20 protein-coding genes are annotated in these 21,527 nt (G+C 68.7%); 3 read left to right on the top strand and 17 right to left on the bottom strand.

Features of this window, described 5'->3' with window-relative positions:
- Positions 1-25: 25 nt before the first annotated feature.
- The 14 genes from IFU30_RS08370 to IFU30_RS08435 all read right to left on the bottom strand — a co-directional run bounded on the left by IFU30_RS08370 (position 26) and on the right by IFU30_RS08435 (position 13,308).
- Positions 26-436, bottom strand: coding sequence for a VOC family protein (locus tag IFU30_RS08370; protein WP_159880285.1), 411 nt, complete (start codon positions 434-436; stop codon positions 26-28).
- 2 nt (positions 437-438) lie between these two features.
- Positions 439-855, bottom strand: coding sequence for a transcription antitermination factor NusB (gene nusB / locus IFU30_RS08375; protein WP_064293834.1), 417 nt, complete (start codon positions 853-855; stop codon positions 439-441).
- Complete coding sequence (gene efp / locus IFU30_RS08380; protein ID WP_056005785.1) at positions 852-1,415, bottom strand: elongation factor P; 564 nt, start codon at positions 1,413-1,415, stop codon at positions 852-854. Before efp ends, nusB begins: the two co-directional genes overlap by 4 nt.
- A gap of 115 nt (positions 1,416-1,530) precedes the next feature.
- Positions 1,531-1,974 carry a type II 3-dehydroquinate dehydratase gene (locus IFU30_RS08385; RefSeq protein ID WP_124769342.1) on the bottom strand — a complete coding sequence of 148 codons (444 nt, stop codon included), beginning with the start codon at positions 1,972-1,974 and terminating at the stop codon, positions 1,531-1,533.
- Positions 1,975-2,026: 52 nt separating this feature from the next.
- Positions 2,027-3,124: a 3-dehydroquinate synthase gene (gene aroB, locus IFU30_RS08390; protein ID WP_192004910.1), complete on the bottom strand. Its 1,098-nt coding sequence runs from the start codon at positions 3,122-3,124 to the stop codon at positions 2,027-2,029.
- Complete coding sequence (locus IFU30_RS08395) at positions 3,121-3,639, bottom strand: shikimate kinase (RefSeq protein ID WP_137241684.1); 519 nt, start codon at positions 3,637-3,639, stop codon at positions 3,121-3,123. Before IFU30_RS08395 ends, aroB begins: the two co-directional genes overlap by 4 nt.
- Positions 3,632-4,846: a chorismate synthase gene (gene aroC, locus IFU30_RS08400; protein WP_064293830.1), complete on the bottom strand. Its 1,215-nt coding sequence runs from the start codon at positions 4,844-4,846 to the stop codon at positions 3,632-3,634. Before aroC ends, IFU30_RS08395 begins: the two co-directional genes overlap by 8 nt.
- A 94-nt stretch (positions 4,847-4,940) precedes the next feature.
- A complete protein-coding gene (locus IFU30_RS08405; protein WP_192004911.1) occupies positions 4,941-5,840 on the bottom strand; it encodes a shikimate dehydrogenase in 900 nt (299 codons plus the stop codon).
- A gap of 16 nt (positions 5,841-5,856) precedes the next feature.
- Positions 5,857-7,407: an endolytic transglycosylase MltG gene (mltG, locus tag IFU30_RS08410; protein ID WP_236555458.1), complete on the bottom strand. Its 1,551-nt coding sequence runs from the start codon at positions 7,405-7,407 to the stop codon at positions 5,857-5,859.
- 13 nt (positions 7,408-7,420) lie between these two features.
- A complete protein-coding gene (ruvX, locus tag IFU30_RS08415) occupies positions 7,421-7,891 on the bottom strand; it encodes a Holliday junction resolvase RuvX (protein ID WP_079705923.1) in 471 nt (156 codons plus the stop codon).
- 1 nt (position 7,892) lies between these two features.
- Complete coding sequence (gene alaS, locus IFU30_RS08420) at positions 7,893-10,547, bottom strand: alanine--tRNA ligase (RefSeq protein ID WP_192004912.1); 2,655 nt, start codon at positions 10,545-10,547, stop codon at positions 7,893-7,895.
- Between the two features lie 69 nt (positions 10,548-10,616).
- The gene (locus IFU30_RS08425) at positions 10,617-10,850 is read right to left on the bottom strand and encodes a hypothetical protein (RefSeq protein ID WP_064293826.1); all 234 of its coding nucleotides are present in this window, start codon (positions 10,848-10,850) and stop codon (positions 10,617-10,619) included.
- Positions 10,851-11,010: 160 nt separating this feature from the next.
- Positions 11,011-11,640, bottom strand: coding sequence for a 30S ribosomal protein S4 (gene rpsD / locus IFU30_RS08430; protein WP_064293825.1), 630 nt, complete (start codon positions 11,638-11,640; stop codon positions 11,011-11,013).
- Positions 11,641-11,862: 222 nt separating this feature from the next.
- A complete protein-coding gene (locus IFU30_RS08435) occupies positions 11,863-13,308 on the bottom strand; it encodes a replication-associated recombination protein A (protein WP_192004913.1) in 1,446 nt (481 codons plus the stop codon).
- A 184-nt stretch (positions 13,309-13,492) separates the two neighbouring features.
- On the opposite strand from IFU30_RS08435, the gene IFU30_RS08440 reads away from it, so the two are divergent.
- The 3 genes from IFU30_RS08440 to IFU30_RS08450 all read left to right on the top strand — a co-directional run bounded on the left by IFU30_RS08440 (position 13,493) and on the right by IFU30_RS08450 (position 16,434).
- Positions 13,493-14,299 carry a peptidylprolyl isomerase gene (locus tag IFU30_RS08440; RefSeq protein WP_079705920.1) on the top strand — a complete coding sequence of 269 codons (807 nt, stop codon included), beginning with the start codon at positions 13,493-13,495 and terminating at the stop codon, positions 14,297-14,299.
- A gap of 133 nt (positions 14,300-14,432) precedes the next feature.
- A complete protein-coding gene (locus IFU30_RS08445; protein WP_441005547.1) occupies positions 14,433-15,662 on the top strand; it encodes a DUF349 domain-containing protein in 1,230 nt (409 codons plus the stop codon).
- Positions 15,663-15,756: 94 nt separating this feature from the next.
- On the top strand, positions 15,757-16,434 hold the full coding sequence (locus tag IFU30_RS08450; protein WP_124769335.1) for a hypothetical protein: 678 nt from the start codon (positions 15,757-15,759) through the stop codon (positions 16,432-16,434).
- On the opposite strand, the gene IFU30_RS08455 is transcribed toward IFU30_RS08450, so the two are convergent.
- Genes IFU30_RS08455 through secD form a run of 3 tightly spaced genes read right to left on the bottom strand, consistent with a single transcriptional unit; the run spans position 16,421 to position 21,516 of the window.
- Positions 16,421-18,676: a RelA/SpoT family protein gene (locus IFU30_RS08455; protein ID WP_079705918.1), complete on the bottom strand. Its 2,256-nt coding sequence runs from the start codon at positions 18,674-18,676 to the stop codon at positions 16,421-16,423. The two genes, IFU30_RS08450 and IFU30_RS08455, sit on opposite strands and share 14 nt — an antisense overlap.
- 48 nt (positions 18,677-18,724) lie before the next feature.
- The gene (secF, locus tag IFU30_RS08460) at positions 18,725-19,765 is read right to left on the bottom strand and encodes a protein translocase subunit SecF (protein WP_086473302.1); all 1,041 of its coding nucleotides are present in this window, start codon (positions 19,763-19,765) and stop codon (positions 18,725-18,727) included.
- Positions 19,765-21,516, bottom strand: a complete 1,752-nt coding sequence (gene secD, locus IFU30_RS08465) for a protein translocase subunit SecD (protein WP_192004915.1) — start codon at positions 21,514-21,516, stop codon at positions 19,765-19,767. The genes secF and secD overlap by 1 nt, the downstream gene beginning before the upstream one ends.
- Positions 21,517-21,527: the final 11 nt, after the last annotated feature.

Genomic DNA, 21,527 nt, shown 5'->3' on the forward strand with positions numbered 1-21,527 from the left:
TCAACACCCGAGCCTAGCAGTCGGATCAGGCCTCGTAGAGCTCCAACGGGAGGCCGTCGGGATCGAAGAAGAACAGCATCTTGCGCGAGGTGTGCGGGTCGATCCGGACGTCTTCGACGCGGACCCCCAGCTCCACCAGACGGGCGTGGCCGGCGTCCACGTCGTCGACCGCGAAGGCGAGGTGCCGCAGTCCGAGCGCTTCGGGTCCGGATGCGCGTGCCGGCGGGTCCGGGAAGGAGAACAACTCGATGAGGTACTCACCGTTCAGGGCGAGGTCGCCCATCCAGGAGTCGCGCTCGGCCCGGTACACCTCGGTGAGCAGCTCGCAGCCGAGCACCGAGGTGTAGAAGCGCTTGGAGGCCTCGTAGTCGCTGGCGATGATCGCGATGTGGTGCACGCGCTTCAGCGGCAGGGCCGGGCCGGTCTCGTCGCTCATCGTCACCGCGGGTTGATCTGCGAGATCTTGCCGAGCAGGCCGTTGATGAAGCCGGCCGAGTCGTCGGTCGACAGCGTCTTGGCCGCCTCGACCGCTTCGTCGATAGCCACGCCGTGCGGCACCTCGTCGTTGAACAGGATCTCCCAGATCGCGATGCGCAGGATGGCCCGGTCGACCGTGGGCATCCGCGCGAGCGTCCAGCCCTGCGCGTACGTCTCGATCTGTTCGTCGATCTCCTCGGCGTGGTCACCGACGCCGTCGACGATCTCTCTCGCGTACAACCACGAGGCCTGGCGGTCGGGCTCGCTGACGGCGCGAGAGGCTTCCGCGGACAGGACTTCAGCGAGGGTCTGCTGACGGACGTCGGCCTGGTAGAGCAGATCGAGGGCGCGCTTGCGCGCCTTGGTGCGAGCGCTCACTCGTTGACGCGACCGAGGTAGTCACCCGTGCGGGTGTCGACCTTGACCTTGGTGCCGGTCTCGAGGAAGAGCGGGACCTGGATCTCGTAGCCGGTCTCGACGGTCGCCGGCTTCGTGCCACCGGTCGACCGGTCGCCCTGGAGCCCGGGTTCCGTGTAGGTGACCTCGAGGATGACCGACGCGGGGAGCTCGACGTACAGCGGGTTGCCGTTGTTGAGGGCGACCGTGACGTCCTGGTTCTCGAGGAGGAAGTTCTTGGTGTCGCCCACGACGACGGCGGGGATGGTGATCTGGTCGTAGTCGCTCTTGTCCATGAAGACGAAGGAGTCGCCGTCCGCGTACAAGTAGGTGAAGTCGCGGCGGTCGACGTTCTCGACGTCGATCTTCGTGCCGGCGTTGTACGTCTTGTCGACGACCTTGCCGGTCATGATGTTCTTCATCTTGGTGCGGACGAACGCGCCACCCTTGCCCGGCTTGACGTGCTGGAACTCGATCACCGTCCAGAGCTGCCCGTCGATGTTCAGGACGATGCCGTTCTTGATGTCAGCGGTAGAAGCCATGCGCGAGAATGTCCGTTCGTGGAAAGTGTGCGGCCGGATACGACCCAACGAACGAGTGTAACCGCTGCGAGGACCCGTGACCAACGCGCCCGTGGCGGACCAGGGCGCCCGCACGTCACTCGGTGCTGCGGCGGACCACGAGGTCGAGGGCGAGGCGGTACGAGTCGAAGCCGAAACCGGCGATCACGCCGGTCGCGACACCGGAGATCACGCTCGTGTGACGGAACGCCTCGCGGGCATGCGGATTCGAGAGGTGCACCTCGACGAGCAGGAGGCCCGCCTTCGTGACCATGGCCGCCGCGTCGCGGAGCCCGTAGCTGTAGTGGGTGAACGCCGCGGGGTTCAGGATCACGGACGTCCCGGAGTCGACGGCCTCGTGGAGCCAGCCGATCAGCTCGCCTTCGTCGTCCGTCTGACGCAGGTCGATCCGCGTCCCGTCGCCAGCGTCGGTCTCGAGCACGGTGCGCAGCGCATCGAGGTCGGCCGAGCCGTAGACGTCGGGTTCACGGCTGCCGAGGCGTCCGAGGTTCGGTCCGTTGAGGACGAGCACGGTGGTCATGAGTCGAGGGTATCCGTTCGGGACGAGCGCTCGCGGAGCGCGCCGGCGTCGGTCAGGAGCCGATCTCCTGGTAGGCGGCGAAGAGCAGCGAGGTCTCGGGCCCCTGGAGGACCGTCGGCTTGGCGAGGTCGTCGAGCACGATGAACCGCAACATCGAACCACGCGTCTTCTTGTCGCGCTGCATCGTCGCGAGCAGGGTGTTCCAGCGACCCACCGGATAGGCGATCGGCAGGCTGAGGAGCTCCAGGACGCGACGGTGGCGGTCGACGGCCTCGTCCGACAGTCGGCCGGCGAGGCGGGACAGCTCGGCGACGTACATCATGCCGATCGCCACCGCGGCACCGTGTCGCCACTGGTACCGCTCGGCGTGCTCGATGGCGTGCCCCAGCGTGTGCCCGTAGTTGAGGATCTCGCGGAGGCCCTGCTCGGTGAAGTCCTCGCTGACGACGTCGGCCTTCATCCGGATCGCGAGCTCGATGCAGCGGCGGAAGGCGGGCGTGTCGGGGTCGGTCGCGGCGTCGACGTCGGCCTCGATGAGGTCGAGGATCTCCGGGTAGCGGATGAACCCGGCCTTGGCCACCTCGGCGAACCCGGCGAGGATCTCGTTCTTCGGGAGGGTTTCGAGCGTGTCGAGATCGCAGACGACGGCGGCCGGGGCGTAGAAGGCGCCGACGAGGTTCTTGCCTTCCGCGGTGTTGATGCCCGTCTTGCCGCCCACGGCCGCGTCGACCATGCCGAGGACCGTTGTGGGGACCTGCACGAGCCGGACGCCGCGCAGCCAGGTGGCGGCGACGAAGCCGGCGAGGTCGGTGACCGCGCCACCGCCGAACCCGATGACCGCGTCGGAGCGCGTGAAGTCGGCCTGCCCGAGGACTCCCCAGCAGAACGCGGCGACCTCGACCCGTTTCCCGGCCTCGGCGTCCGGCACCTCGGCGAGCAGTACCTGGTACCGGTCGCTCAGGGTCTCGCGCAGCTTGGCCGCCTTCTCGCCCAGCGTCGCCGGGTGGACGATGAGGACCCGCTGCACGCCGGTCCCGAGGGCGTCGACGAGCACGTCCTCCAGCCCTCTCCCGATCGTGATGGGGTACGGGGAGGATCCCGTCACCTCGATGACGGTCCGCTCGGTCGGGGTGGTCGGTTCGGTGCTCATGCAGGCTCCTTCACCCAGGCGACGAGCTCGTCGACGATGCCTGAGATGGGTCGGTGCGAGGTGTCGAAGGTGACATCCGCGAGTCGTTCGTACACGGGACGCCGGGCGGCGGCGATGCGCGACCACGCGCCGGGGTCGTCGCGGAGCAGTGGACGCTTGTCGAGGTTGGCCCGTGCCAGCACGGCCTCCTCGGTGACCGTCAGCAGCACGACGCGTGCGTCGGCGAGATCACGCTGCGTGTCCTCGTCGAGGACCGCTCCCCCGCCGAGCGACACGATCGCCGGCTGCTCGAGCGCGGCGGCGACCGCCGCCCGCTCCAGGGCGCGGAAGTGCGCCTCGCCGTGTTGCTCGAAGATGCGCGCGATCGCGCCGTGCTCGCCGGACACGACGCTGTCGGTGTCGACGAACGGCAGGCCCAGCCGCTTCGCCAACTGCTTGCCGACCCGGCTCTTCCCCGACCCCATCGGTCCGATGAGGACGACGGGGAGTCGGAGATCGGCGGCCTGCTCAGGCATCGGCGCTGGAGGCGTGGTCGCCTCGCGTGCGCAGGTTGGACGGGATCGCTGCCAGGTACCCGTCGAGGTTGCGCTTCGTCTCGGGGACGGAGTCGCCACCGAACTTCTCGAGGACCGCTTCGGCGAGGACCAGGGCCACCATCGCCTCGGCCACGACACCGGAGGCCGGGACCGCGCAGACGTCCGAGCGCTGGTGGTGTGCGGTGGCGGCCTCGCTCGTCGCGACGTCGACGGTGCGGAGCGAGTGCGGGACGGTCGCGATCGGCTTCATGCCGGCGCGGACACGGAGGACGGTGCCGGTGGTCATGCCGCCCTCGGTGCCGCCGGCGCGGTCGCTCTGTCGTGCGATGCCGTCGCTCTCCTGGACGAGCTCGTCGTGGGCCGCGGAACCGCGACGCGTCGTCGTGAGGAAGCCGTCGCCGACCTCCACACCCTTGATGGCCTGGATGCCCATGAGCGCTGCTGCGAGCCGTGCGTCGAGTCGGCGGTCCCAGTGGACGTAGGAGCCGAGTCCCGGTGGGAGTCCGTAGGCCAGGACCTCGACGATGCCGCCAAGGGTGTCGCCGTCCTTCTTGGCCGCATCGACCTCGGCGACCATGCGCTCCGAGGTCGCCTTGTCGAAGCAGCGCAGCGGATCGGCGTCGAGCGCGTCGACGTCGGCCGGGACCGGCAGCGGGCTGTCTTCGGGAACGCGCACGGGCCCGATCGACAGCGTGTGGCTGACCAGGGTGATGCCCAGCTCGCCGAGGAAGGAGCGCGCGACGGCACCCAGGGCCACTCGCGCAGCGGTCTCGCGTGCGCTGGCGCGTTCGAGCACGGGACGCGCCTCGTCGAAACCGTACTTCTGCATGCCCGTCAGGTCGGCGTGCCCGGGACGCGGGCGGGTGAGCGCGGCGCTGCGGCCACGCGACTTGTCGGAGATCTCGGTCGGCTCGGGGCTCATGACCTCGGCCCACTTCGGCCATTCCGTGTTGCCGATGCGGATCGCGATCGGGCTGCCCATGGAGAAGCCGTGGCGGACGCCGCCGGACAGGTTGAGCTCGTCCTCCTCGAACTTCATGCGGGATCCTCGGCCGTAGCCGAGCTTCCGTCGGGCGAGGTCGGCGCGGACGCCGTCCATGGAGATGGGGACGCCGGACGGGAGTCCCTCGAGGACGGCGATGAGTTCCGGGCCGTGAGACTCTCCGGCAGTGAGCCAACGAAGCATGGTCCTATCCTTCCATAGAGCCGGGACGCGACCGTGCGCCTTCGGTCGACGGCCCGGCGGGTGTGCAAGTGGGCGACGGATGCGTCAGGCGCGGTCAGTGCGAGGCGACCGGCGCCCCGGTGTGATCGAGGTGGACCGTGTCGAGCATCGCCCGGAGCACCGTCGTCTCGTCCTCGAGCGGCAGGAGCGGATCGCCGAGGACGAAGATCCGGACCTGGAGCAACGCCTGGTGCACGAGCATGGACAGTCCGCTGAGGACTGACCCGCCGGCCTCCGACCACGCCTCCGCGAGCACACTCGGCCACGGGTCGTACGCGACGTCGAGGAGGAGCGCGCCTGGAGCATGGGACAGGACCGGACCCGGTTCGGTGAGGGCGCCGCCGGGAAGGGTGCTGATCACGAGTGGTGCGTCAGGCGTCTCACCGTCGAGCGGCCCTGAGGCGAACCGCAGCCCCAGCCGGCCGGCGAGGTCCTCGAGCGGTCGCGCCTGGGCCGGTCGTCGGAGCGCCACGTGGACGTGCTCGGCACCGAGGTCCGCCGCGGCCATGATCGCCGAGGACGCCGTCGCTCCCCCGCCCAGGACGACAGCGGAGGCGATCGCGTCGACGCCGGCCGCCCCGATCGCGCGGACGATGCCGCCGACGTCGGTGTTGAACCCCTCGATCCGACGGGATCCATCCTCGGCTCGGCGGAGACGCAGCGTGTTGACCGCCCCGGTCTCGGTTGCAGCGCGGTCGGCCACGTCGGCCAGCTCGAGCGCGCGATGCTTCAGGGGCATGGTCAGTGAGAGCCCCCGCCAGTCCGAGCCGAGGTCGTCGAGGAAGGCCGAGAGGTCGGCCGCCTCGAGTTCGTGGCGACCGTAGTCCCAGTCGAGCCCGAGCGCCCGGTAGGCGGCCTCGTGCAGTGCCGGGGACTTGGAGTGGGCGATGGGCGCGCCGAGCACGGCGAGCCGCGGCTGTCCGTCCTCGCCGTGACCCGCCCCTGTTCCACTCATGTGCGCCACGCTCCCGCTACTGGTACTCGGGGTGCTCGTCCATCCAGGACAGCCACTTGTCGACCGCGGCCTCGTGCTCCTCCTGGGTGGTGGAGAAGATCGTCTCGCCGGAGTCGAGGTTCCAGGTGACGAAGTAGAGCCAGGGTCCGTCGGCCGGGTGCAGCGCGGCGTCGATCGCGAGGTCGCCCGGGTTCGAGATCGGTCGCACGACCATGCCCGGGTGGACGTAGGTGTTGTACGGGTTCGAGGCGTCGGCGCGCTCGGCGTCCGTGGTCGACACCCGGTGGGTGTTGCCCGTCCCGTACGCGACCGTGGCGTCGGACTGCAGCAGACCGCTCTCCCACTGGGCCGGGTCCAGCCGGTTGAGGAAGACCCGCGACACCTTGTAGTAGTCGTCGCGGAGGCCGGCCTCCTTCTGGATGAGCGAGGCCAGGACGATGGTCTTCCAACGGTCCTCGGGCTTCACCCCGGCGTCGTCGAGCGCCTGGAACGACCGGTTGACGAGGGTCTGGAGGACCGCGTGCGCATCGCCGCCGTCGGGGAGGCTGTAGGTCGCCGGGAAGAGGAACCCCTCGAGCGAGGTCGCCTCGGCGGGGAGGCCGAAGGACGCGACGTCGGCGGCCGCCGCCTGGAGTTCCTCCAGCGGGATGCCGGTGCCCTCCGCGATCGACGGCAGGGCGTCCTGCTCAGCGGTGCCCTCGGGGATGACGAAGGTGTCCTCCATGCGGTTCGCCTCATCGGTCAGGGCGGCAAGGGCGGATTCGGCGCTCATCTTGAGCTTCAGCTTGTAGGCGCCCGGGAAGAACTCCGGCTGGGTGGGCTGGGCGAGGAGGAGGTCGTAGAAGGCGTCGAACGACTTCGTGACCCCCGCGTCGTGCAGGCTCGTCGCGATGTCCTCGCCGATGTCGCCCTCGTTGACCATGACGACGGCCTCGCCGCTGCCGGCACCCTCGTAGTCGTTCGGTTCCTCCCAGCCGAGGACCTTGCGGATCTGCGGCTCGTAACTCGTCCACACGACCGCGGCGCACGCGACGAGACCCCCGACGACGACGATCGACACGATGAGTGCGATGAGTCCGCGTCGGCCACGTCGGCGCTTCGGCGGTTCCCCACCGGCCAGCGCACGACGGCGCCCCCGATGGATCGGCTGCGGCCCACTGTCGTTCGCCGTGTCGTCCTCGGCGAGCAGGTCCTCGAACGCTGGGATGGTCGTGGTCCTGGCCCGGGACGCTGAGGAATCGGTGTCGTCCGACTCGGGCGCACGTGAGGTCGGCCCGCTCAGGGGTGTGTCGCTCGCGGCAGGCTCGCTGACACTGGAGTCGCCCGACGACGCCGTCGTGGGGTCGGCCGACGACGCAGCGGTCGGGGCCGGTTCGGCCGTGTCGCTCGTGGCGTCTTCCTCGACGGGCTCGGACGGCGTCGAGGCGGCTTCCGCGGCCTCACGCTGCTGACGTGCCTCGCGTCGGGACAGTGGCACCGGCTGCTCCCCCGCGGCGTTCCGTTCGGACGTGAAGAGGTCGGCGAGCGGATCGTCTGCTGGGTTGTTCTGAGGTGTCAGATTCGACACAGGCACGTCCTGTTCACGGGTCGACGGGGCTTCCGGGGGGTCGCCCCGAACCGCGTTCGGCGTCGAGGGCGTACTGCAAGAGTATGACGGCCGCCACCTGATCGACAATCGAGCGGGTCTGCTTCTGTCGTTTCCCAGCGGAGCGCAAGGCGCTGTGGGCGGTCACCGTCGTCAGGCGCTCGTCGACGAGACGGGCCGGGACACCGGTGATCGATCTGAGCCGGGCCGCGAACTCCCGGGCGTCCTGCGTGGACGCCGTGTCCTTCCCCGACAGGGCGATCGGGAGACCGACGACGAGCTCCACCGCGCCGAGTTCTTCGGCGATGACCGCGATCGCCCGGATGTCGGCATCGCCCCCGAGGTCCCTTGGGACCGTCTCCACCGGCGTGGCCAACAGGCCGTCGGGATCGCTTCTCGCGACCCCGACCCTGGCCTTCCCGACATCGATCCCGAGTCGGACTCCGCGGCGGAACTCGTCCGTCACGTCAGGCGATCTCGCGTGCGATCGCCGCGAGGGCGTCGCCGAGCGCGGTGGCGTCGACGCCGCCACCCTGTGCGAGATCGTCCTTCCCGCCACCGTTGCCGCCGAGGACACCGGCAGCGACCCGGACGAGGACTCCTGCCTTGAGTCCGGCGTCGCGGGCACCCTGGTTCGTCGCGACGACGATCGCGGGCTTCCCGCCGACGACCGCGCCCAGGGCGACGACCGCCGGGCTCGCGCCGAGCTGCTCGCGGAGCTGCGTGACGAGCGTCCTGACGTCGTTCGGTGACCCGAGCTCGCCCAGGTGCTCGGCGACGAGCGACACCGGGCCGACACGGTGAGCGGTCTGCGCCAGTGCTGGGAGGCGTTCGCTCAGCCCACGGGCTTCGAACGCGGCGATCTTCTTCTCAGCGGCCTTGAGGTTCGCGACGAGTTCGGCGATGCGGTCGGGCAGCTGCTCCTTCGGCGTCTTGAGGCTGCCGGAGAGCTGTGAGACGAGCGCCCGCTCGGCGGCGAGGTCGCGGAATGCCTCGAGTCCGACGAGCGACTCCACCCGACGGTTCGTCGAGCCGACGGACGACTCGCTGACGAGGTTGATCAACCCGATCTCGGCGCTGGAGCTGACATGGGTGCCCGCACACAGCTCACGCGACCACGGTCCGCCGATGTCGACGACGCGGACGGTCTCGCCGTACTTCTCGCCGAACAGCGCCATGGCGCCGAGCGCCTTCGCGTCGTCGAGCGCCATCTCGCGGGTGCTCACCTGCAGGTTGTCGCGGATGGCGTTGTTGGAGATCTCCTCGATCTCCGACTTCGTCGCCGGAGACAGCGGCTGGTTCCAAGTGAAGTCGAGCCGCAGATACCCGGCCTTGTTCGACGAACCGGACTGGTGGGCGCTGTCGCCCAACACCTGCCGGAGGGCGGCGTGGATGATGTGCGTGCCTGAGTGTGCCTGCTGCGCGCCGCGGCGGTAGCTCGCGTCGACGATGGTCGTCGCCGGTGCGTCCACGCCGACCTCGCCCTGGCTCACCTGCACCTTGTGTGCGATGAGACCCTTGACCGGCTTCTGCACGTCGAGCACCTCGAGCTCGTATCCGGGACCGACGATGACGCCCTGGTCGGCCTCCTGCCCGCCGGACTCGGCGTACAGCGAGGTCTCCGCCAGGATCACCTCGGCGATGTCACCGGCGACCGCGCGCTGCACCGGGTGTCCGCCCACGATGATGCCGAGGATGCGGCTCTCGGTCTCGAGCTCGGTGTAGCCGGTGAACACGGTCTCGCCCTTGGCGCGGATGTCGCTGTAGACCGATAGGTCGGCGAGGACGCTCTTCTTCGCCTTCGCGTCGGCCTTCGCCCGCTGGCGCTGCGCGGTCATGAGCGAATCGAACGCGTCGCGGTCGACGGAGAGGCCGGCTTCCTCCGCGATCTCGAGGGTCAGGTCGATCGGGAACCCGTAGGTGTCGTGCAGGAGGAACGCGGAGTCGCCGGCGAGGGCCGTCCGGCCCGTGCCCTTCGTCTGCTCGAGCGCGAGGTCGAGGATGGTCGTCCCGCTGGCCAATGTCCGGAGGAAGGTCTCCTCCTCGGCGTAGGCGCTCTGCGAGATCCTGCCGAAGTCGGTCTCGACCTCGGGGTAGGCGGCCTTCATGGCGTCTCGCGACGCGGAGAACAGCTCGGGGAACGTCGCGGTGTCGACACCGAGGAGGCGCATCGCACGGACGGTGCGTCGCATGAGGCGGCGGAGGATGTACCCGCGTCCCTCGTTCGACGGGGTGATGCCGTCGCTCATGAGCATGAGCGAGGAACGGACGTGGTCGGCGATGACGCGCATCCGCACGTCGTCGTCGTGGTCGGCACCGTAGCGACGGCCGCTCAACTCGGCGGCGCGATCGAGGACCGGGCGCACCTGGTCGATCTCGTACATGTTCTCGACGCCCTGCTTGAGGAACGCGACCCGCTCGAGCCCCATGCCGGTGTCGATGTTCTTCTTCGGGAGTTCGCCGACGATGTCGAAGTCGACCTTGCCGCGGACATTCTCGATCAGGTACTGCATGAAGACGAGGTTCCAGATCTCGACGTACCGGTCGTCGTCGGTCGCCGGGCCGCCGTCGGCTCCGTACGCGGGACCGCGGTCGAAGAAGATCTCCGAGCACGGGCCGGCCGGGCCGGGCTGACCCGTCGACCAGTAGTTCGTGTCCTTGTCGAGCCGCTGGATGCGGTGCTCGGGGAGCCCTGCGACGCGCTTCCAGAGGTCGATCGCCTCGTCGTCGTCCTTGTACACGGTGACCCAGAGGTCCTTCTCGTCGAAGGCGAGGCCGCCGCTCGACTCACTGCCGGTCAGGAGCTCCCACGCGTAGGTGATCGCCCCCTCCTTGAAGTAGTCGCCGAAGGAGAAGTTGCCGTTCATCTGGAAGAAGGTGCCGTGCCGGGGCGTCTTGCCCACCTCTTCGATGTCGTTGGTGCGGATGCACTTCTGGACGCTCGTGGCGCGGTCGAACGGCGCAGGGACGACGCCGGTGAGGTACGGCACGAACGGCACCATGCCGGCGACCGTGAAGAGGAGCGAGGGGTCGTCGCTGACGAGGGAGGCGGAGGGGACGACGGTGTGCCCCCGATCGCCGAAGAAGGTGAGCCAGCGGGAGCGGATGTCAGCGGTGTCCATGGTGTCCGTACGTCAGGGGTGTGCGTGTCGATGTTCGTGCGCTGCGGCGATGCCCGTCCGGGCGTGCCGCTACGGCTTGGTGAGGTCTTCTGCGGCGTCCTCGACGCGCGCGACGACGGTCTCCGCCGTGTCGCGCAGCTGCGCCTCGCGCTCCTTGTAGGCGTCGCCGACGGTGTCGGTGAACTCCCTGACGCGTGAGTCCAGCTCGGAGAAGAACCGCTTGCCGGACTGTGTCTTGTTGATCTCGTGGGCGACGACGAAGCCGGCGCCGATGCCGACGATCAGCCAGAACACGTTCTTCATGGGGAACTCCTCATCTGCGGTGCGACCACCCGGGCGTCGCCGGGCGTACCAAGCATCCATCGTAGTCGAGCGCGGTGGACCGATGGCGTCGTACAACGACGAAGAGGCACCGGCCGGAGCCGATGCCTCTTCGTGTGGTGCCCTGAGCCGGGCCGCAATCCTAGCGGGCTGCGTAGTACTCGACGACGAGCTGCACTTCACAGGTCACGGGGACCTCGGCGCGCTTCGGACGACGCTCGAGACGTGCCTGGAGCTTGTCGAGCTCGACCGAGAGGTACGCGGGCACCTTCGGCAGGACGTCGACGTGACCGCCGGCAGCGGCGACCTGGAAGGGCTCGGTGCCCTCGGAGCGCGGCTTGACGTGGATGAGCTGACCCGGCTTCACGCGGAAGGACGGGCGGTCGACGAGCTGGCCGTCGACCATGATGTGGCGGTGCACGACCATCTGGCGAGCCTGAGCCGTGGTGCGGGCGAAGCCGGCACGGAGGACGAGCGCGTCGAGACGGGTCTCGAGGATCTCGACGAGGTTCTCACCCGTCAGGCCCTGGGTGCGACGTGCCTCCTGGAAGGCGATCTTGAGCTGAGCCTCGCGGATGCCGTACTGGGCGCGCAGACGCTGCTTCTCGCGCAGACGGACGGCGTAGTCGCTGTCGGCCTTGCGCTTGGTGCGGCCGTGCTCACCGGGAGCGTAGGGACGCTTCTCCAGGTACTTGGCGGCCTTCGGGGTGAGGGCGATGCCGAGTGCCCGCGAGAGGCGGGTCTTGCTGCGGGTACGTGACTTGGTAGACACGGTTTCCTTTCGATGAAGTCTCAAACGATGAATGACCGGCGCGAAGACGCGTCGGTGATCCGGAATCACACCGGACAAAGTCAGAGGGGTCTGCCGGGGCTGTTCGGCTACAGAACACGCCCGTCGAACACGGTGATCGAGCAGCCGCGCAGTCACACCGGTTCTAGGCGGATCAATACTAGCACGACGTGCCCCGGTCGCCGGGCCGCCGCGACCCGAGGATCACTCGCCCCGGACGATCTTCCGGAGTTTGTCCAACCGCGCCGAGATGTCGCGTTCGTGGCCGTGATCGGTGGGCTGGTAGTACCGGACGTCACGGAGCTCGTCGGGCAGGTACTGCTGGGCGACGACACCGATCGGGTGGTCGTGCGGGTAGCGGTAGCCCTTGCCGTGTCCGAGACGCTTGGCGCCCGCGTAGTGGGCGTCGCGCATCGGCTTCGGCACGCGTCCGAAGGCTCCGGCCCTGACGTCGGCGATGGCCTGGTCGATGGCGACGTAGGCCGCGTTCGACTTGGCGGCCGTGGCCAGGTACACCACGGCCTCGGCCAGCGGGATGCGACCCTCGGGCATGCCGATGAACTGGACGGCGTCGGCGGCCGCCACGGCGATGGGCAGCGCCTGCGGGTCGGCGATGCCGATGTCCTCGGCCGCGGAGATGATGATGCGGCGGGCGATGAAGCGCGGGTCCTCCCCCGCCTCGATCATCCGAGCGAGGTAGTGCAGCGCGGCGTCGACGTCGGATCCGCGGATGCTCTTGATGAACGCGCTGATGACGTCGTAGTGCTCGTCGCCGTTGCGGTCGTATCGGAGCAGGGCGCGGTCGACCGCCTGCGAGACGAGCTCATCGGTGATCACGGGACCGCGGGGCGCCCGCGTCGCGGTGTCGGAGTCCACCCCGCCTTCGTCGTCTTCATCATCCTCATCGCCGACGTCGAGGAGGCCCGCGTCGTCGAGATCGAGCTCGTCGGGGTCGACCGGAGCGCCGAGATCGGAGTCGGCGGCGATCGCGGCCGCCTCCAGTGCCGTCAGGGCTCGTCGGGCATCGCCGGATGACAACTGGATGATCGCGGCGCGGGCCTCCGGCGTCACGGTGAAGCGACCGGCCAGGCCTCGCGGGTCGGTCACGGCGCGGTCGATGAGGATGCCGAGGTCGTCGTCGCTCAGCTGTTCGAGCGTGAGGAGCAGCGAACGCGACAGCAGCGGGGAGATGACCGAGAACGACGGGTTCTCGGTCGTCGCGGCGACCAGGATGACCCAGCCGTTCTCCACGCCGGGGAGCAGGGCGTCCTGCTGGGCCTTCGTGAACCGGTGGATCTCGTCGAGGAAGAGGACGGTCGAGCTGCCGTAGAGGTCGCGGCTCGACATCGCCTCCTCCATGACCTGCCGGACGTCCTTGACGCCCGCCGTCACGGCCGAGAGCTCCACGAACCGGCGGCCGGAGCTGTGCGCGATGGCCTGCGCCAGGGTCGTCTTCCCGGTACCCGGTGGGCCCCAGAGGATGACGGACACGGCCGCCTGCGTCCCCTCGTTGTCGCTCGCCAGGCGGACGAGCGGCGAGCCAGGACGGAGCAGGTGCTGCTGGCCGGCGACCTCCTCGAGGCTGCGGGGCCGCATGCGCACGGCGAGCGGAACCGGTGCGCCGGCGATGCCGGGTCCTCGACTGAACATTCCACCAGGCTAGCCGCAGCCTGCGACACGCGGACCCGCTGCAGAACGGGGTCGCCGCCGTCGTGCGTCGTTTGGTCCGCGCGGAGCGCTCCCCGTAAGGTTCTCCTGGGCAGTCCGCCGCGGGCGTGGTGCCAGATGACAGCGCGATGCCGCCGCTCGGCCGACGGCACCTGGAGGGAACGACGTGGCAACGAGCAAGGGTCCGGACAAAGAGGCACGCGCAGCACGCGCACGACTGCGCGCCTACAACGCCCGGCGCACCGTGCACGAGCACCGCTCGAAGCGCCGCGTCCGCGACAACGTGATCGCCGCGGCGGCGCTCGTCGTCATCCTGGCCGGTGCCACGGCTGCGCAGGTGTTCTTCTTCGCCGGCGGTCCGGGCACCCCGGTCGCGACGCCCACGGCTTCCGCCGAGGCAGGGGCCTGCGGTGTGACCGGGGCCACGGACGGCGCGAACACCGGCGAGGTCCCCGCGAGCACCATCGCCGAGGACCGCGATTGGAGTGGTGAGATGACGATCAACGACGTCGTCATGAACCTCACCCTCGACGGCGCCTGCGCGCCGCAGGGCGTCTCCTCCTTCATCTCCCTCGCCCAATCCGGCTTCTACGACGGCGTCACCTGCCACCGCCTCACGACGAGCGGCATCTACGTCCTGCAGTGCGGCGACCCCGACGGCACCGGCACCGGTGGCCCCGGCTACAGCTACGGCCCGGTCGAGAACGCACCGACCGACGACGTCTACCCGGCCGGCACCATCGCCATGGCACGCCAGGGAGGGAACGGCTACAGCAACGGTTCGCAGTTCTTCCTCGTGTACCAGGACTCGACCATCCCGTCCGACGCCGCCGGCGGCTACACCGTGCTCGGTCAGATCACGAGCGGTCTCGACCAGCTCGTCTCGGGTGTCGTGTCCGGCGGCGTCGCAGACGGCAGCGGTGACGGTGCTCCAGCGGTCCCGGCCACCATCACCTCGGTGACGGTCCAGTAGCGCGTGCAGTAACCTGCACCAGACGGAACCGACCGGCGCAAGCGGTCGCCCCGAGCAGGACTCGGGGTAATAGGCTTGTGGATCGATCACGATCGCCACGAACGGCGGTCAACACACAGCAAGGGTGATGCGCGTGACCAGTCCAGAGATCGAACCGTGGGGCCGTGTCGACGACGACGGCACCGTCTACGTCCGTGAGGCCGACGGTGAACGAGCGGTCGGACAGTACCCCGACGGTTCCAAGGAGGAGGCGCTCGCGTACTTCGAGCGCAAGTTCACGGACCTCGCCGGACAGGTGACGCTCCTCGAGCAGCGCGCGAAGCGTGGTGCGCCGGCGACGGACGTCGCGAAGGCCGTGAAGTCGATCACCAAGCAGGTCGAGTCCGCCAACGCGGTCGGCAACCTCCAGGCGCTCCTGACCCGCCTCGCGGCGCTCGACGGCACCGTGAGCGAGCTGACCGAGGCGCAGAGCCAGGAGACCAAGGCAGCCCTCGAGGAAGCGGCACGTGCGCGTCTCGCGATCGTCGAGGAAGCCGAGCAGCTCGCGCAGCAGGATCCGGCACGGGTGCAGTGGAAGCAGACCTCGGCGAGACTCGACGCTCTCTTCGCCGAGTGGCAGCGCCAGCAGCACGACGGTCCGCGTCTCGCGAAGAACGACGCCAACGACCTCTGGAAGCGGTTCCGGACGGCGCGCGCGACGATCGAGCAGCACCGTCGTGCGTTCTACACGGAGCTGGACTCGGTCCACAAGGAAGCACGCGCGATCAAGCAGAAGCTCGTCGAGCGCGCCGAGGCCCTCATCGCCAAGGGCGCCGAGGGCATCCCCGCCTACCGCAGTCTGCTCGACGAGTGGAAGGCCTCCCCACGTGCCGGGAAGCGCCAGGATGACGCACTCTGGGCGAAGTTCAAGGCCGCGGGCGACGCGATCTACGGCGCGAAGGCCGAGATCGACGCGCGCGACAACGAGGAGTTCCAGGGCAACCTGGATTTGAAGCTCGCGGTGTTGGCGGATGCCGAGCCGATCCTGGCCGACACGAATCGGGACTCGGCGCGCAAGGCGCTCACCGACATCCAGCGTCGGTGGGACGAGATCGGCAAGGTCCCGCGCGAGCAGGTCCGCGTCGTCGAAGACCGTCTCCGCAAGATCGAGACCCACGTCAAGCAGCTCGAGGACGAGCACTGGAAGCGCAACAACCCCGAGACGAAGGCGCGTACCGAGGGGCTCGCGAGCCAGCTCGCCGACGCCATCGCCAAGCTCGAGGACGAGGTCGAGGCTGCACGAGCCTCGGGTGACGCCGACCGGCTCACCGCGGCCATCGAGGCGTTGGATGCACGCAAGGCGTGGCTCGGGGCGATCCGCTAGGCGGATCCGCTCCACCAACCGCGTGACGGTCGCGGTTCTCCACAGATCCGTCGACGATCCTCCTGCTGCCGGACGGCTACAGGAGGATCGTCGTATGTCCACGGCACTCCAGACGTCCTCCCCCATCGAGCCAGACTGCGCGACGGATCCCTCGGCCTCCACGAGCCGCCTCCCCGCCTACCTCCAGCCACCTGAGCTCTCCGTCGCCGAGCTCGCCGCCGCGCGGCTCGACGGCGAGCTCTTCGCCTTCGAAGACGGCTACTGCAGTGTCGACGAACCCGACACCGTCAGGCTGCGCGCGGCGGTCCTCGAACAGCTGCCCGGGCTGGCCGGCGCGGTCATCGCTGAGACGAGTGCCGCCTGGCTGCACGGCGCGGCGCTCATCGCACCAAGGGTCCACACGGGCTTCGTGTCGATGGAACGGCGCAGCGCGCGTTCGCCCCGCTTGCGTCTGCGTCAGGTGTCACTCCGCCCCGACGACAGCGAGCGGTGCGGCGCACTGCGGGTCACGACCCCCACGCGCACGGTCGCGGATCTGGCACGGCGCACCGGCGCGGAAGCTGAGGAGGCCATGACGACGATCCGCAACTACTTCCTGCTCGGGCTCACCAGCCCTGAGGAGGTCGTCGCCTGGGTCCGCTCCGTCCCGCGGGTCCTCGGCGGCACACGGATCGTCCGTGTCGTGTCGAGTGCCACCGAGGTGATGCTCCCCGGCCTCGAGCCGACTCGGAGCGAACTGGCGTCCTGGTCGCTCCCGCTCAGCCGCCGTTGACCCGGTAGACGTCGTACACGGTGTCGATCCGCCGGACCGCGTTGAGCACCCGGTCGAGGTGGGTGGTGTCGCCCATCTCGAACACGAAGCGGCTGATGGCCAGGCGGTCGCTCGAGGTGTTCACCGTCGCCGACAGGATGTTGACGTGGTACTCGGACAGCACCCGCGTCACATCCGACAACAGTCCAGCTCGATCGAGTGCCTCGACCTGGATCTGGACGAGGAACACGCTCTTCGACGACGGCGCCCATTCCACATCGATCATGCGCTCGGGCTCCTGCAGGAGGCCTTGGACGTTGTGGCAGTCCGAACGGTGGACGGAGACGCCGGAGCCCCGCGTGACGAACCCGACGATCTCATCACCCGGCACCGGGGTGCAGCACTTCGCGAGCTTGACCAGGATGTCGGGAGCACCGAGCACGAGGACCCCGGAGTCGCTGTTCTGCAGCCGCTCACGGCGGCTCCCGCGCACCGGGACGGTGTACTCGGCGTGCTCGCTGTCGGCGTCCTTCTGCAGGAGCGCGACCACCTTCTCGAGCACGGACTGCGTCGAGACGTGGCCCTCGCCGACGGCCGCGTAGAGCGCCGTGACATCCTCGTAGCGCAGCTGCGCCGCGACCTCGGCGAACGAGTCCTGGTTCATGAGCTTCTGGAGCGGCAGGTTCTGCTTGCGCATCGCCCGCGCGATCGCGTCACGGCCCTGCTCGATGGCCTCGTCGCGTCGCTCCTTCGTGAACCACTGGCGGATCTTGTTCCGCGCCCGAGGGCTCTTGACGAAGTTCAACCAGTCCTGGCTCGGACCGGAGTCGGGGTTCTTCGAGGTGAAGACCTCCACCACGTCGCCGGTGTTGAGCGAGCTCTCCAGCGGCACGAGCCGCCCGTTGACCCGGGCGCCCATCGTCCGGTGGCCGACCTCCGTGTGGACGGCGTAGGCGAAGTCCACCGGCGTCGCGCCGGCGGGCAGGCCGACGACACGCCCCTTCGGGGTGAAGACGTAGACCTCCTTCGCACCGATCTCGAACCGCAACGAGTCGAGGAACTCCCCCGGGTCCGCCGTCTCCGCCTGCCAGTCGGAGATGTGGGCGAGCCAGGCCATCGAGCTGTCGGGCTCGGCGGAGGACGCGGTCTTCCCGCTGTTCATCCGCTCCTTGTACTTCCAGTGCGCGGCGACACCGAACTCGGCCCGCTGGTGCATCTCGTTCGTACGGATCTGGATCTCGACGGGCTTCCCGCCCGGTCCGACGACGGTGGTGTGCAGCGACTGGTACAGGTTGAACTTCGGCGTGGCGATGTAGTCCTTGAAACGCCCCGGGACGGGCGTCCACCGTGCGTGGATCGACCCGAGGACCGCGTAGCAGTCCCGCAGCGAGTTGACGAGGACACGGATGCCGACGAGGTCGTAGATGTCGTCGAACTCGCGGCCTCGGACGACCATCTTCTGGTAGATCGAGTAGTACTGCTTCGGACGACCGGCGACCTTGCCGCGGATCTTCTGCGCCTTGAGATCCTCGTTCACCGCGTCGATGACGTGCTGCACGTACTCCTCGCGCTGCGGTGTCCGCTGCTTGACGAGCGATTCGATCTCGGCGTAGAGCTTCGGGTACAACACGGCGAAGGACAGATCTTCGAGCTCCCACTTGATCGCCTGGATCCCGAGGCGGTGCGCGAGCGGTGCGTAGATCTCGAGGGTCTCCGTGGCCTTCTTCGCCGCCTTCTCGGCCGGGACGAATCCCCAGGTCCGGGCGTTGTGCAGCCGGTCGGCGAGTTTGATGATGAGGACGCGGATGTCCTTCGACATCGCGACGATCATCTTCCGGACCGTCTCGGCCTGTGCGCTGTCGCCGTACTTGACCTTGTCGAGCTTCGTGACGCCGTCGACGAGCATGGCGACCTCGTCGCCGAAGTCCGCGTGGAGTTGGTCGAGCGAGTAGTCGGTGTCCTCGACGGTGTCGTGGAGGAGGGCGGCGACGATCGTCTTCGGTCCGATGCCGAGGTCGGCCAGGATCTGGGAGACGGCGACCGGGTGCGTGATGTACGGCTCGCCGCTCTGGCGCTTCTGGCCGGAGTGGGCCCGCTCGGCGACCGTGTACGCACGTTCGATGAGCGCCAGGTCGGCCTTGGGATGGTGCTGCCGCACCGTCCGCATCAGGGTGTCGACGGCACCGGCCGGCTGCGCTTTCGAGAAGATCCGTGGGACGAGACGGCGCAGGGAGGCCGTCGAGGATGTCGTGGTGTCCGCCATCTCAGGCCTCCCTGCGCTCGTGCACGCGGTTGTCGGTCGCTGTCAGGGTCAACGCGCCAGCGGCGCGTCTGCTTCCGTGCGTTCGCCCTCGGCGTCATCCGAGGTCTGAGCGCGCTCGCGCGCCTGCAGCACGCGCTTGTCGTGCTTGGCGATGCGGGGCTCGTTGTGCCGGAAGTTCGCGTACAGCGGTGCGGCGACGAAGATCGTCGAGTACGTGCCGACGAGGATACCGACGAGCAGAGCGAGCGAGATGTCGCGCAGCGTGTCGGCACCGAGGACGAAGGCACCGAAGAACAGGATCGCCGCGACCGGGAGCGCCGCCACCACGCCGGTGTTGATCGAGCGCACCAGGGTCTGGTTGACCGCGAGGTTGACCGACTCCCCGAACGTCCGGGCCGCGCCGTCGGCGTCGAGCGTCGTGTTCTCGCGGATCTTGTCGAACACCACGACGGTGTCGTACAGCGAGAACCCGAGGATGGTGAGGAAACCGATCATGGCGGCCGGCGTGATCTCCCAGCCGGTCGCGGCGTAGACACCGGCCGTGATGATGAGGTCGTGCATGAGGGAGAGCAGCGCGGCCGCGGACATCTTCCAGGTGCGGAAGTACAGGGCCATGAGGATCGCCGCGAGCACGAGGAACACGATGAGGCCGACGATCGCCTGCTTGGAGACGTCCTGACCCCATGACGGGCCGATGAACGAACTCGTGATGTCGGACTGTTCGACGCCGTAGGCCTCGGCCAAGGCTGCCGACACCTGCTGGGTGACCTTGTCGTTCTTCAGCTGGTCGGTCTGCACGCGGACCGAGTTGCCGCCCACGACGGTCACGTGGGTGGTCGCGCCGCTGACGACGGACGCGACCGCGTCTTCGGCCAGCGTCTGATCGGTGCTCTTGACGTCGGCGATCTGGAACTGCGAACCACCGCGGAACTCGATGCCGAAGTTGAATCCGCCCTTGACGACCGGGATCAACACCGAGAGGACGACCGCGATGATGGCGATCGTGTACCAGATCTTGCGCTTGCCGACGAAGTCGTAGGAGCGCTTCCCGGTGTAGAGCTCGTTTCCGAACCGTGCGAACGCACCCATCAGGAGTCCTTCCCATCGGTCGGCAGATCGTCTGCTCTGGTGTCGGAGCCGCCTCCGACGAGGGCGGCCTGCTTGCGCTCGGCGATCGTCTGGCGCTTGGCCGCCTCACGGCTGCTGGACGCGGCCTTGGCGCCGGGCACCGAGACGGGCTTCCGGAACTCTGCACGACCGCGGTAGATGGCGCCGAGCGCCGACGGGTCGAGACCGGTGAACGGCTTGCCGCTGTTGAAGAGCTTCGTCTGGCCGAGGAGCTGCATCATCGGGTGGGTGAACAGCAGCACGACGATGACGTCGATGATCGTGGTCACGCCGAGGGTGAGGGCGAAGCCGCGGACGTTGCCGATCGCGAGGACGTACAGCACAACGGCGGACAGGAGGTTGACACCCTTCGCCGCGTAGATGGTGCGCTTCGCGCGCTTCCAGCCGGCTTCGACGGCGGACTCCAGACCGCGGCCGTCGCGGAGTTCGTCCTTGATGCGTTCGAAGTACACGATGAACGAGTCCGCGGTGAAACCGATCGCGACGATGAGACCTGCTATCCCGGCAAGGGAGAGCCGGAAGCCCTGACGCCAGGACATCAGCAGGATCACCACATACGTGAGCACCGCTGCCGCGACGAGCGAGGCGATGGTCACGGTGCCGAGGAGCCGGTACTGGAACAGCGTGTAGATGACGACCAGGATGAGCCCGATCAGACCGGCGATGAGGCCGCTCTCCAACTGCGTCGAACCGAGGGTCGCCGAGATGGTGTCCTGGCTCTGCACGACGAAGCTGATCGGCAGGGCGCCGAACTTGAGCTGGTCGGCGAGGGTCTTGGCGGACTCCTCGGTGAAGGAGCCGCTGATCTCCGGCTTGCCGTCCGAGATGACGGCGAGCGACTGCGGTGCGGAGATGACGTTGCCGTCGAGCACGATCGCGAACTGGTTCTGCGGGCTCTGCAGCGAGGTCAGGCGGCCGGTGACGTCGGCGAAGAGCGCGGTGCCCTTTTCGTTGAAGACCGGGTACACCGCCCACTCGCCCGTGCTGGCACCTGACGACGTCGTCTTGATGCCGGCGCTCGCGTCGGACAGGTCTTCTCCGGACACCTCGACCTGGCCGAGGACGTACTTGAAGGTGCCGTCGACGTCGCACGTGATGAGCGGCTCGGCAGCGGGCGCTGCGGTGGCATCGAGCGAGTCCGCGTTCGCGGCGCAGTCGTAGGCCTGGAAGGCGGCGTACAGCGCGGGCGTCACCTGCGACAGGTCGCTCGCGTTCGTCGGCGACGCGGTCGGCGTGCTCTCGAGGCCCGGATCCGGCGTCGGATACGGGGTCGAGGCGCCGTCCTCACCGATGAAGGTGTTGGACGGCTGACCGGGAGTCAGCTGCTGCGAGGTGAGGACCGGACGGAACTCGAGCTTCGCGGAGCTCTCGATGCGGTTCAGCGTCGCTTCGTCGGGGGTTCCCGGGATCGAGACGACGACGTTCTGACCCTGCGTCGTGATCTCCGCCTCCGACACGCCGGACGCGTCGACGCGCTGGCGGATGATCGCCACGGCCTGGTTCAGCTGCTCGTTGGAGACCGTCTGGCCGGACTCCAGCTTCGGCGCGAGGATGATCTGGGTGCCGCCCTCGAGGTCGAGGGCCAGCTTGGGCGCCCATGAGCTGTTCCCCCAGAGGACCCCGGCCGCGTTGATCGCGAACAAACCGATGAGGATTACGCCAAGCCAGGTGAGCGAACGCCACGCTTTCTTGACCGGAGTCGACTTTGCCAAACTCGGAACTC

Origin of the sequence: Plantibacter sp. CFBP 8798 (genome assembly GCF_014841195.1) — a bacterium.
Lineage (GTDB): Bacteria > Actinomycetota > Actinomycetes > Actinomycetales > Microbacteriaceae > Plantibacter > Plantibacter auratus.